Annotated in this window: 13 protein-coding genes; 12 read left to right on the top strand and 1 reads right to left on the bottom strand. The window is 33.1% G+C overall.

Going from position 1 to position 12,836, the window contains the following annotated elements:
* Nucleotides 1–23 precede the first annotated feature (23 nt).
* The 6 genes from FK178_RS08540 to FK178_RS08515 are packed head-to-tail and all read left to right on the top strand — an operon-like array spanning nucleotide 24 to nucleotide 5,550.
* Nucleotides 24–824 carry an FkbM family methyltransferase gene (locus tag FK178_RS08540; protein WP_146833552.1) on the top strand — a complete coding sequence of 267 codons (801 nt, stop codon included), beginning with the start codon at nucleotides 24–26 and terminating at the stop codon, nucleotides 822–824.
* An 18-nt stretch (nucleotides 825–842) separates the two neighbouring features.
* A complete protein-coding gene (gmd, locus tag FK178_RS08535; RefSeq protein WP_146833549.1) occupies nucleotides 843–1,955 on the top strand; it encodes a GDP-mannose 4,6-dehydratase in 1,113 nt (370 codons plus the stop codon).
* 13 nt (nucleotides 1,956–1,968) lie between these two features.
* On the top strand, nucleotides 1,969–2,892 hold the full coding sequence (locus tag FK178_RS08530; protein ID WP_146833546.1) for a GDP-L-fucose synthase family protein: 924 nt from the start codon (nucleotides 1,969–1,971) through the stop codon (nucleotides 2,890–2,892).
* 27 nt (nucleotides 2,893–2,919) lie between these two features.
* Entirely contained in the window at nucleotides 2,920–3,810 is an 891-nt protein-coding gene (locus FK178_RS08525; protein WP_146833543.1) for an alpha-1,2-fucosyltransferase, read from the top strand.
* Between the two features lie 51 nt (nucleotides 3,811–3,861).
* Entirely contained in the window at nucleotides 3,862–4,563 is a 702-nt protein-coding gene (locus FK178_RS08520) for a class I SAM-dependent methyltransferase (protein ID WP_146833540.1), read from the top strand.
* A 39-nt stretch (nucleotides 4,564–4,602) separates the two neighbouring features.
* The gene (locus FK178_RS08515) at nucleotides 4,603–5,550 is read left to right on the top strand and encodes a glycosyltransferase family 2 protein (protein WP_146833537.1); all 948 of its coding nucleotides are present in this window, start codon (nucleotides 4,603–4,605) and stop codon (nucleotides 5,548–5,550) included.
* A 21-nt stretch (nucleotides 5,551–5,571) separates the two neighbouring features.
* Here FK178_RS08515 and FK178_RS08510 read toward each other — a convergent pair whose 3' ends face one another.
* Nucleotides 5,572–6,513 (bottom strand): beta-1,6-N-acetylglucosaminyltransferase, encoded by a 942-nt coding sequence (locus FK178_RS08510; RefSeq protein ID WP_146833533.1) that lies wholly within the window; start codon nucleotides 6,511–6,513, stop codon nucleotides 5,572–5,574.
* Nucleotides 6,514–6,615: 102 nt separating this feature from the next.
* Between FK178_RS08510 and FK178_RS08505 the strand changes: the two genes are divergently transcribed.
* From FK178_RS08505 to wecB, 6 genes are read left to right on the top strand one after another with little or no spacing between them, the layout of a single operon-like run.
* Nucleotides 6,616–7,623, top strand: a complete 1,008-nt coding sequence (locus FK178_RS08505; RefSeq protein ID WP_146833530.1) for a glycosyltransferase family 2 protein — start codon at nucleotides 6,616–6,618, stop codon at nucleotides 7,621–7,623.
* Between the two features lie 2 nt (nucleotides 7,624–7,625).
* Nucleotides 7,626–8,855: a glycosyltransferase family 4 protein gene (locus FK178_RS08500; RefSeq protein WP_146833528.1), complete on the top strand. Its 1,230-nt coding sequence runs from the start codon at nucleotides 7,626–7,628 to the stop codon at nucleotides 8,853–8,855.
* A 7-nt stretch (nucleotides 8,856–8,862) separates the two neighbouring features.
* Nucleotides 8,863–9,687 (top strand): glycosyltransferase, encoded by an 825-nt coding sequence (locus tag FK178_RS08495; RefSeq protein WP_146833525.1) that lies wholly within the window; start codon nucleotides 8,863–8,865, stop codon nucleotides 9,685–9,687.
* Entirely contained in the window at nucleotides 9,684–10,634 is a 951-nt protein-coding gene (locus FK178_RS08490; RefSeq protein ID WP_146833522.1) for a glycosyltransferase family 2 protein, read from the top strand. Before FK178_RS08495 ends, FK178_RS08490 begins: the two co-directional genes overlap by 4 nt.
* Before the next feature lie 25 nt (nucleotides 10,635–10,659).
* Nucleotides 10,660–11,601 (top strand): glycosyltransferase family 2 protein, encoded by a 942-nt coding sequence (locus tag FK178_RS08485; protein WP_146833519.1) that lies wholly within the window; start codon nucleotides 10,660–10,662, stop codon nucleotides 11,599–11,601.
* 9 nt (nucleotides 11,602–11,610) lie between these two features.
* Entirely contained in the window at nucleotides 11,611–12,720 is a 1,110-nt protein-coding gene (wecB, locus tag FK178_RS08480) for a non-hydrolyzing UDP-N-acetylglucosamine 2-epimerase (protein ID WP_146833516.1), read from the top strand.
* The last annotated feature ends 116 nt before the right edge of the window (nucleotides 12,721–12,836 follow it).

Raw genomic sequence — 12,836 nt, 5'->3', positions numbered from 1 at the left:
ATTTTTTTCTGGAGAAGGGAATTATGAAAAAACTTTTGCATAAAATATTGAGAAAAAAAATTAAATTATTTTTAGAAAAACTTCGATATAGAAATCCTAATAAGAATGATATAATAAAACTAATTTCCAGATTAAGACCGGAAAACACTGGGATAGAATTGATTAGGTTAGGAAATGAAAACGATGGCGGATATCTTGTCCCTGATGTTTTGAAAGATATTGAAGCCTGTTTTTCGCCGGGAGTAGGTAATGTAACAAGTTTTGAAAGTGCTTGTGCAAAAATGGGAATGAAGATATATATGGCAGATGCTTCAGTTGTAAATCCAGTTCCAGGCAATCCTCAATATAATTTTATCAAGAAGTTCATTGGAAAGGAAGGAAAGGATGATTTTATTACCCTTGAAAATTGGATTTTGGATGCCGGTATAGACCCCAAAGCCGATTTGTTGTTACAAATGGATATTGAAGGATATGAATATGAAGTTTTAAACTCAACCTCTTTAAGAACCTTGAAGAGATTTAAAATAGTAGTCATTGAATTTCATGAGCTACACATGTTATGGAATCCGAAATATTTTAGTAAAGCAAAAAAGGCTTTTGATAAACTGCTTAAAAATCATGTTTGTGTTCATATTCACCCTAATAACTGTTGTGGTATTAAAGAGGTAAATGGTATTGAATTTCCGGTGGTCGCCGAATTTTCTTTTTTACGAAAAAACGAAATTATCGAATTGGGAAATGAAATCGAAATTCCTCATCGTTTGGACAGGAATAACACTAATAAGAAAACAATTAAATTGCCGGAGATCTGGTATGTTGGGTAAGAAGAAAGAGAATATTTAATGAAAATAGCACTTATAACGGGGATTACAGGTCAGGATGGAGCTTATTTGGCTGAACTTTTGCTTTCCAAAGGTTATGAGGTGCATGGAATTAAGCGGAGGGCTTCTTCTTTTAATACAGATAGGGTTGACCACCTGTATCAGGACCCCCATGAAACAAATATAAAATTTAAACTGCATTACGGGGATCTTAGTGATTCTATGAATCTTACCAGGATCATTCAGGAAGTGCAGCCGGATGAGATCTATAATCTGGGGGCCATGTCCCACGTAAAGGTGAGTTTTGATACCCCTGAGTATACCGCAAATATTGATGGACTGGGAACCTTAAGAATACTCGAAGCTGTACGCTTACTTGGATTAACCCAAAAAACCCGGATCTATCAGGCATCAACCTCTGAATTATACGGTAAGGTGCAGGAAGTCCCCCAAACAGAGAAAACTCCTTTTTACCCCAGGAGTCCTTATGGGGTAGCTAAACTCTATGCTTACTGGATCACTGTAAACTACCGGGAAGCCTATAATATGTATGCCTGCAACGGCATCCTGTTTAACCACGAGTCACCAATACGCGGAGAGACCTTTGTTACCCGTAAGATCACAAGAGCCGCATCCAGGATAGCTTTAGGAATGCAGGACACGCTATTCCTTGGTAATTTAGATGCAAGGAGGGATTGGGGTCATGCCAAGGATTATGTTGAAGCGATGTGGCTCATGTTACAACAGGAGGAACCAGATGATTATGTGATCGCAACAGGGGTAACAACTTCGGTAAGGGATTTCGTGATTAAAGCTTTTGACCGGATAGGAATTACATTAAGTTTCACAGGAATTATGGAAAATGAGGAGGGAACGGTTGTAGAATGCTCAAACCCAGAATTTCAATTACCTGAAGGTAAAGTGGTTGTAAAAGTTGATCCAAATTATCACCGTCCCACAGAGGTAGATCTTCTTATTGGAGATGCTTCTAAATGCAGAGAAAAATTGGGCTGGGCACCAAATTATTCCCTTGATGAAATAATCACCGAAATGATGGCTGCCGATATAAAATTATTTCAAAAAGAAAAATATTTAAAGGAAGGTGGTCACGATACATTAAATTACCACGAGTAGAATTTTATTTATAATGGAAAAGAACTCCGGGATCTATATCGCAGGACATAAGGGTATGGTAGGATCTGCAATTGTTAGAAAATTGCAGCAGGAAGGGTTTTCAAATTTAATTCTAAGGTCCTCACGAGAGCTTGATCTTACAGACCAGAAACAAGTAATAAATTTCTTTGAGGAGAAGAAGCCGGAATATGTTTTCCTGGCAGCGGCAACAGTGGGTGGAATACAAGCTAACAACACCTACAGAGCTCAGTTTTTATACGAAAATCTGATGATCCAGAACAATGTGATCCATCAAAGCTATGTTAATGGGGTAAAGAAATTAATGTTCCTGGCGTCCTCCTGTATTTATCCAAAAATGGCCCCACAACCTATTAAGGAGTCTTATCTTCTGGAGGGACCTTTTGAACCCACAAATGAGCCTTATGCCATTGCTAAAATTGCCGGTGTGAAAATGTGTGAGAATTACAACCGGCAGTATGGGTGCAATTTTATATCGGTTATGCCAACCAATTTATATGGGCCAAATGATAATTATGATCTGGAGACATCTCACGTCTTACCGGCGCTACTGCGCAAGTTTCATGAAGCAAAAATAAAAGGACTGGAATATGTGGAAGTTTGGGGAACAGGAATTCCCAGGAGAGAATTTTTACATGTGGATGATCTTGCTGAAGCCTGTTTTCATTTAATGGAAACTTATCATGGAAATGTAAGTGTGAATGTGGGAACCGGACAGGACATAACAATAAAGGAACTTGTGGAAATAATAAAAAAAATTGTCAATTATGAAGGGGAGATTATCTGGAACAGTGATAAACCGGATGGCACTCCGCGAAAACTCTTGGATGTAACTTTAATTCATAGTTTAGGTTGGAAATATAAGATACCATTGGAAAAAGGAATTAAAGATTTTTATAAAAATAAATTTCAAGATTGATTTTAAGAAGGAAAAAATTAAAATTACATGGTAGTTATTCAATTACAAGGGGGTCTTGGTAATCAGATGTTTCAATATGCTATAGCAAGTATTATAGCAGAACGCGAAAAAACCAGTCTTTTAGTGGATTCAACCGTTCTTGAAAATCCAAAAAAAATTAAAAATGTACAAACAGTAAGAAATTTTGAATTAGGTGTATTTAATAACAAATATAAATTTGCGGATATTAAGAAAATAGAGAAGTATTTTAATCCTTCGAAGATGACAAGCTTTAAAAAGCGATTTAATTTTCCCTTTCCCAAGATATTTAAAGAACCCGGTTATAATTTTCATGAATATTTACTCTATTTAAAATCTCCTGTGTATTTAAAGGGGTACTTCCAGAGTTATAAATACTTTCTTTCTAACGAAGAATATGTTCGTGACCTTTTCCTTTTTTCTCCAAAACAACTGGGGGATAAGAATCTAGAGCTTTTGGAAATTATTAATAAAAAGGATACTGTTTCAGTTCACATCAGAAGAGGGGATTATATTACTAATAGAGAAATTCAGAATATTCATGGCAACTGTGATATGCATTATTATTTAAAAGCTATTGACATAATCGCTGGCAAGGTTAAGAACCCTACATTGATCTTTTTTTCAGATGAATTAGATTGGGTGCGGGAAAAGTTTTCTAAGGTTGAATACAATTCTGTTTTTGTGGACTACAACTTTGGTGAAGATTCTTGGAAAGATATGATTTTAATGAGCAAATGTTCCCATAACATCATTGCTAACAGTTCCTTTAGCTGGTGGGGAGCCTGGTTAAATAAAAATCCGGAGAAAATTGTAATAGCTCCAAGAAATTGGTTTAAAGATATAGAAATGAATGAAAAGACAATGGATTTAATCCCTCCTAAATGGTTACGGATTTAAATCAGTTTTAATGGCGCAAATAAAATAAATACTATATAAAGTAAATCTAATATGAAAATCAGAAAAACCCTTTATAAAGTAAAACGAAAGTTATTACAGGTAATCTATAAATCTAGAAATAATAAATGGAAAAATCAGAAAGTTTTTAAAAATATTTATGATAAGAATTTATTTCATAAAGGTGAAGAAATAAATGAAGTTTCCAGATCTGGCCCAGGTTCTGATTTATTACAAACACGGGAAATAATCAAACAACTGCCTGTTCTTTTTCAAAAATATTCCATTAAAACTATTTTGGACATTCCTTGCGGAGATTTTTATTGGATGAAAAAAATAGATTTAAAGGGTATTCAATATTACGGCGGCGATGTTGTAGGTGAAATTATTTTAGGAAACAAGAAATTTTCTTCTAATAACATTGAATTTATCCAACTTGATATTATAGAAGATCCGTTACCAAAAGTAGATTTAATTATTTGTCGCGATTTATTTGTGCATTTAACAAATCATCAGATTTTTAATGCGATAGATAATATTAAAAAGAGCAGTTCAAAATACCTTCTCACAACAAGTTTTAAGGATAGAATGGTAAATAATGATATTGCTTTAATGGGCAAATGGAGACCCATTAATGTTGAAGTTGCTCCTTTTAATTTTAATTATCCAATAGATGAGATCTTTGAAAATTGTACCGAGGATAATATGTGTTATAACGACAAGTATTTGCTTCTATATAAAATAGAACATCTTTAATAAAGAGCACGGTCTGGTTCAACTATTTTCTAAAACCTTATGTCAAATATTCCACTTGTTTCTATAATCATCCCTACTTTCAACAGGGCTCATTTAATTTTGGAAACAATTGAATCGATTCTAAACCAATCTTTCAATAATTGGGAATGCATAGTTGTAGATGATTCTTCCACAGATGGGACAGAGGAATTATTATGGGAGTATTTTCAAAAGGATAAGCGGTTACAATTTCACAAAAGACCGGAAAACTTTAAAAAGGGGGCGAATTCATGCCGTAATTATGGTTTTGAACAGAGTACTGGAGAATATTTAATTTGGTTTGATAGTGATGATCTAATGACACCAGATCATATTGCGGTTAAAGTGGATGTTATTACGAACGCTAAAAAGGATTTTGTGGTTGCACAGACTGCCAATTTTAAAGATGGGATATTAATGAAGCCTTACAAATATGACCAAAAAGAATATGGTATTAAGGCATCAGATTTTATTTTATCAAAAATACACTGGTATACATATGACATACTTTTAACCCGTCTTATAGCTCAAAAATTAAGGTGGAATGAGGAGATGAAATCCTGGCAGGATTATAATTATTTCTGCAAAATGTTATTGGAAACTGAAAATGGATCCTATATTGAAAAAGTAGTTACTCACCGAAGACTTCATTCCCAAAGTATACAAAGCAATTTAACAAGAACCATTAAAGATTTTAATCAAGAATTATTGGAAAATCGACTGTTAACATTTTATGATATTCAGGTTTCAATTGACACGTTTACAAGAATGGAACTTGTAAATGGGATGATGAATTTATGTTATGAAATTGGAAAAAGTGGGAGGTTTTCGATGCATTGCGGTGAGGTATCAAAAATCGTTAAAAAAGAAATGAGTTTGAAGTCATCATTTTTATTTCTTTTATCCATCTTGGTAGTATCTATTTTTGGGAGGGGTTATATTTTATTAAGCATGGCAAAAAGAAAATAATTATTATAAGAAAAACTCCTTTTAAGACTGTAAGTTTTCGTCAATTAGGTCCAAAATTTCCTGATCTAAGTCAATGTCAAATTTTCTTGCAAAGAGTTTTTTGTTAGACTGGTTTATTAATTCACTAAAATCGCTTTTAGTGAAAGTTACCGGAAGAGGTCCTTGTTCGCGCTCCCAATTCACAAAAGTAATAGCAGGCTGAATCTTATCACTAAACTTCGATGATCCTAGGATGCTATGGAAGAAAATTTCGTCCGGTAATAGTGTATAAACATGATAATTTAAATAATTTGGATATTGATCGAGGAATGCAAGGATATATTCCAGCATCCCAAAAGGTAGGGCCCACCATTGTCCACCTCCATATGGTTTAAGGTATTTTGGAAATCTTCTTTTTTTAAAAATTAATTTTGCTTTTTTAAATTTTCCAGCTTTACGTAAAAAGTTTAAGTGTCCAAAGGTTTTTAGAGAATAAAAATCTTCCTCAAATATTGATGTCAATTGTAAAAAATGACCTCTTCTTTCAGATTTATTGATTTTATAACGGTTGATTCTATTAAGTCCTTCCATATGCCAACCCTGGTGAGGAAGGGAAAATAAATTAATGTATCCAAATTCTGGATTATTCTTCAAAAAGTTCAGAATATTTAAATTGCCTTGTAGAGGGTAATCCTGCCCACTCAATAAAACTGTATAGCCGTTTCTGTTATTATTTTTAATTAATTTCATCGCATTAATGGTTGCCCTAACAATTCCTATGTCTCCCCAGGTTCCCTTTTCTCTTTCCTCTCCCTCCAGAAAAGTCACATTATTTACTTGATCCAATTCACTTTTATAATCATCTATATTAAAGTTGACATCAATATGTATATAAAAACTTACCCATTCTTCGTTTAACCTATAAACAAGTCTTTTAACCTGTATTGGGTTTTTATGAGCTAAAATGATATAATTAATATTCAATTCTTTTTACTTTAGGGTCAAATAAAAAATGAAAACATATCTTTACTAAGCAAGAACTAAGATAAGATTTCATCACTTCTGCACTAATAGTTTTTGAGAAAAATGACAAATCCATTAATATCTGTAATTCTTCCGGTTTATAACAGGGAAAAATATATAGAGGATGCAATAAATAGCATTTTGGACCAAAGTTTAGATAATTTTGAATTGATAATTATAGATGATGGATCAGTAGATGGGACAGTTTCCAAAATCAGGACTTATACTGATAATAGAATTAAATTTTTTCAAAATCAAAAAAACCGTGGAGTGGCCTTCTCAAGAAATATTGGAATAAAGAAAGCCAGGGGAACTTTTATTGCCTTAATGGATAGCGATGATATTTCTAAATCTCAAAGATTTGCTAAACAAGTAAATATTTTCAATAATAATCCTGATATATCTATATGTGGAAGTTGGATGGAAGCTTTTTTCTCCGGAAAATTAATTAAACAACCTGAACTTGATAATCAAATTAAAGCGCAGTTATTTTTTAATTGTTCCATAAATAATAATTCGGTTATGTATAGAAGGAAAGCTTTACAAAATTTATTTTTTGATAAAAATTTTGAACACGGAGAGGATTATGAGTTTTGGATTAGAGCAAGCTGGAAAAGGAAATTCTATAATATTCAGGAATCCTTAGTTCGATACCGATATCATGACGGGCAATTAACACAGATTTTTAAAAATGAACAAGAAAAAATTGGGGTGAACCTTAGACTTGCTCTTTTCAAAAAAATTAATTATTCTCAGGAAAAATATCCTGATGAAATACTTACAAAATTCCTTGAATTCAGGAATTATTTTACGCTGGGAGAAATGCAATTATTTTTAACTTGGTTAGATCATCTCAGGATGAAAAATTTAGAATCAGCGATTTATCCTGCTGAAGAGTTTTCAAAGGTTATTGATAGATTCAGAAAGGAAATAATCTTTAAAGTTTTCCTGACAAATAAGAATAAAGAAATTACAAAAGGTTGGAGAATTAAAGCTTTAAAATATTTACACCCTTCTGAAATCATTGAAATCGTCAAATCGAAGCTGAAACTGAGGATTAAGAGGGTGTAAAGATGAAAACTATAATTTTTAAAATCCAAGAATTCCCCCATTTGTCTGAAACATTTATAATTTCACAGGTCATCATTGCCATTAAAATAGGTTTATCCGTGAATTTATTGGTCAAAAAAAAGCTTGATATAGATTCCAGTTCCCATAGGGATTTAATAGAACAATACAAAATAGAGCAAAAGATCATTTTAGAGGATTATAAGATTCCCGCCAATAAATTTTTAAAAACATTAAATGCAAGTTGGCTTTTTTTAAAAAATATAAACCGATTATCTGAACTTAGAAAATTTTATTTAAAAAAAAAGAAGTTTAGTCTATCCTGGATATTTGAATACGATTTTTATCAGAAATTTAAATATGCCGATATTATCCATGTACAATATGGTACCAATATTCATCCCGTAGATATTTTAAAAACCTCGGGATCCATTAAAGGAAAATTAATAGTTTCCTTTCATGGTCACGATGTTTTTTTTCCGATTAACGGTTATATTCCAAACAACGGTTATTATAATAACCTTTTTAAGGGTGATAATTTAATTGTGGCTAATACCCCGTATCTTGCTAATATGATAAAAGAATTAGGCTGTCCTGAAGAGAACTTGAGAGTCATACCAGTGGGAGTGGATACTGAATTTTTCTCTACAAATCATAATAATATTTTTAAACAAGGAAAAGTAATACAACTGCTATCCGTTGGAAGATTGGAGGAAATTAAAGGACACCATTTAGGCATAAAGGCTGTAGACGAATTAATTAAAAGGGGTTATAATATTTGCTATAATATTATTGGATACGGAACCCAATATGGGGCTCTTGAGAAATTAATCTCATCACTTTCTTTGAAGGGCAAGGTGCATTTATTGGGATCAAGATCTCAACAAGAAATAAGAGAACAATATTGGATATCAGATATATTTCTTATGACTTCCATACCTTTTGGTGAAATGAGGGAAAGTCAGGGGATTGTATCTTTAGAAGCTCAGGCCAGCGGTTTACCAGTAGTTGCCTTTGATTCTGGTGGTGTAAAAAATACTATTCAAAATCATAACACCGGATTTGTTTGTGAAGAGAGTAATCTAAACGAATATATTGATGCCGTGGAAAAATTAATTCTAAACCCAAATCTAAGGAAAAGAATGTCTCAGGAAGCTCCTAAATTTATAGAAACTAATTTTTCATTAATCGAAATTTCCAAGCGATGGAAAAATATTTATTTAAACCAGAACTAGTGCGATAATGGTATCAATTATAATCCCCTGTTTCAATGATGCCCAGTATATTGAGCAGGCTGTGGCTTCCGCATTAGCTCAAACTCTTCAACAAAAAGAAATTATTGTAATTGACGACGGATCTAATATTGAGACTAAAGCTGTATTAAAAAATCTTGAACCTAAAATAGATAAACTTATTACCCAACAAAATAAAGGAGCTAGTGCAGCACGAAATATAGGAATAGAAAATTCAAAATGGGATTACATTATTGTATTGGACAGTGATGATTATTTTGATCCAAGTTTTGCAGCTAAGGCTCTGGAAATAATTTCCAAAGATGAACAGATCAAAATAGTGACTTGTTATGCTAATATATTTAAGGAAAAAGAAATTCTGAAGATTATTAAACCAAAGGAGGCAGAATTAAAGGATTTTCTTCTGTATAATTGTGCTATTGGTAATTCGATTTTCAGAAAAAGGGATTTTTATAATTCCGGCGGTTATGATGAAGATATGAAGGATGGTTATGAAGACTGGGAGTTTTATATTCGATTATTAAAAAATGGAGGAATTTCAAAAGTAATCCCAGAGATTTTATTTAATTATCGACAAAAAAAAATATCTAATTCTTCTATTGCTAGATCTAAGAAATATGAGTTATTAAAATACATATATTTTAAACATAAAGACCTGTATTTGATTCATTATGAATCTTTCGTAGATCATTTGGTTGCCAGACTTGAGGTTGTAGAAAAAACTGAACAAAAAATCTTGAATAGCTTAGAATTTCGGATTGGCAAATTTATCACAAATCCTTTTAAAATGTTACGACGGCGTATCAAACTATGATAATTAGTCCCAAAATAATTATATTGCTTTCTACTTACAATAGGTCCGAGCTGATATGGGAAACTCTAAACTCAATATTAGAGCAAACATATACCAATTGGGAATGCGTAATTGTTGATGATCATTCCGTTGATGAGACCAAAGATGTTGTCGAAAGGTATGTTAAGAAGGACCATCGGTTTTCCTATTATTTAAAGACGAATCTTTATAAAAAAGGATTATCTGGATCCAGGAATTATGGATTAGACATTGCCAGGGATAGAAATGCTTCCTTTATTCAATTTTTTGATGATGATGATCTAATGCATCCTAAAAAATTAGAATTGCAAATGCTTCCCCTTATAGAAAACTTTCAACTTAATTTTTCAGTATGTAAATTTGAAAAAATAGTATTCAAAAATGGAGATTCCACCATAATAAAACCTGAACAACAACTCGTTTTTCCCCATTTAGGAGATGCGATTTTAACTGGAAAAATGAAAATGAATAGCTTGGGGCCTTTATGGAGAAGTGAATTTATTAACAAATATCGTTTTGATGAAAATTTTGATTATGCTGAAGAATGGGAATTATATACAAGGATAGGGTATGCCTTTCCTGAAAATTATGCGCCTGTAGATGAATACTTATTCCAGTATCGCAAACATTCCCAAACTTTAACATTACAGGAGGATAAAAATTATTTGAAGCGAAAAACATCGGCTGTAATAAGAATTAAGATCCTGGATTTTCTCACTGATAATGGGTTACATACAAAGACCAGTATTTTGTTTTTGGCCAATACCTTTTTAGTTTATTCTTATACCCCTCATCTAGTGCAAAAATTGTTAATTTACGTGCAGCAGAACGAAGGGTTTTCAAGGAAGATGTCCTTATTTTTAAAAATAGGTTTGGCTTTGGGAAAATTCTATAGAAAACTTATTTCTAAATTAGGAAAATGTATTTAACGCGCAGAAATTAAACAAGCTATTTTTGGACCAGTTACCTCAAGTATCTATTATTATCCCAACCTTTAATAGGGAGAATTTTGTGCAGGATACATTAAATTCTGTAAAGGCACAAACTTTTGAAGATTGGGAGTGTATTATTGTAGATGACGGTAGTACAGACGGATCAGCATTACTTATACACAGTTTAATAGAAAAAGACCAACGCTTTCAATATTACAAAAGACCTGAAATATATCCAAAGGGGGCCTCTTCCTGCAGGAATTATGGCTTTAATCTTAGTAATGGAAAATACATTCAGTGGTTAGACGATGATGATTTGCTTTCCACTAACAAACTTGAACTGCAATGGTTAGAATTGGAAAATCAGAAAAATTCAAAGATCTTTTCAACTTGCGGATGGGATTTGATTTGGCAGGGTAAACAGTTCCAGTTAAAAAATTTTATGAAGGATCAGGTTTCTATCGATCCAAAAGATTTCTATCAGGAAATTAGTAAACAACAGGCCTTTGTTCCACTACATGCTTATTTAACTCCTCGCGAGTTAATTCGGGCTGCTGGGGAATGGAATTCCCGCCTTAGTGTGAATGACGATGCCGAATTCTTTACTAGGATTTTATTAAATGCCGATAAACTTATTAATACTAAAGGATGTCACGTACTTTACCGGGAGCATGAAGTGGGCAGAATCAGTAGAAAAAGTGACGAAACGGCATTGAATTCTTTGATGCTTAGTTTTAGATTAATTCATTCTTATTTGACCGCTTTTGGAGTAGAGGGTAAACCATATTTTAAATGGAAATTATTAAAGGCTTTTTATAAATACCATGATACATATCCCGCTATTCTTAGGGAGCATAAAGATTTCTTTTTGGAAAACGGGATTAATTTAAATTGGAGAATCTACTATCTAATCAAACATAGGATTTATGGATTTCTATATCCACTTTATAAAAACTACCTCTAAAAAAATAATTTGAATTTACTTATTTGTTTTGGTACTCGACCTGAAGCCATAAAAATGGCACCCGTAATTCATGAATTAAAAAAAAGGAATATTCCTTTTAATGTTTGTGTAACAGCACAGCATCGGGAAATGTTGGATCAGGTACTGGATTTTTTTGACATCACACCCGATTTTGACCTGGATCTAATGAAATCAGCGCAAACTCTTAATGGCCTATGCGCGGCTATTTTTAGCAAGATTGATGAAGTGTTTGATAAAGTACAGCCGGATATAGTTCTTGTGCACGGAGATACAACTACAGCTTCAGTAATTACCCAAGCAGCTTTTCATCGCCAGATAAAAGTGGGGCATGTAGAGGCAGGCCTTAGAACATATAATAAAATGTCTCCCTTTCCTGAGGAAATAAACCGGCAGATTATAGGAAAGATAGCCGACTTCCATTTTGCGCCCACACTTAAGGCAAAAGGAAATTTAATGAAGGAGCAGATCTCAGAGGAAAATATATTGGTAACGGGTAATTCTGTGGTGGATGCATTACAATGGGCCGGTAAAAAAATGGAAAATCTGTCATTATCGAAAGAGGTAGAAGCTCTTAAGTTAAGATTCAATCCAGAGAAAAAATTAATTTTGGTTACAGGCCATCGTAGGGAGAATTTTGGTAAAGGTCTTGAAGAAATATGTGAAGCATTGTTAGAAATTGCTTTAAATAAAGATGTTGAAATTGTCTATCCGGTGCACCTTAATCCCAATGTAGTTTCTACTGTTGAAAAAATGCTGAGCCAGCAAACTAATATTCACCTCATTTCTCCAGTGGCCTATCCCACGATGTTATGGTTAATGAAAAGATCCTCTTTAATTATTTCAGATTCAGGCGGTATCCAGGAGGAAGCACCAACTATTGGCAAACCGGTACTGGTTACAAGAATGATATCGGAAAGAATGGAAGGGGTGGAAGCCGGTTGTGCGGTTATTTCAGGAACCAGTAAAACTGTAATTGTTGCAGAAGTTAATAGCTTTTTAAAGGATCCACCTGATTTTACCGGTAAGGAAAACCCTTATGGAGATGGAAGGGCCGCTGGACGGATCGTTGATTTTTTGATAGCTCAAGGACATTCTTAGGATCTTCAAAATTTATTTAATGATTATAATTGAGGCTTCGACAGGCTCAGCCGGACTTTTTTGGTGTCACCCTGAGCTTGTCGAAGTTTGCAAGTCAAAGTGCATTTTGAATTATT

The sequence above is a fragment of the Antarcticibacterium arcticum genome (genome assembly GCF_007993795.1).
In the GTDB taxonomy this organism is placed as follows: Bacteria; Bacteroidota; Bacteroidia; order Flavobacteriales; family Flavobacteriaceae; genus Gillisia; species Gillisia arctica.
The sequence above is the reverse complement of the archived record's forward strand: the minus strand, read 5'-3'. Positions and strand labels throughout refer to the sequence as shown.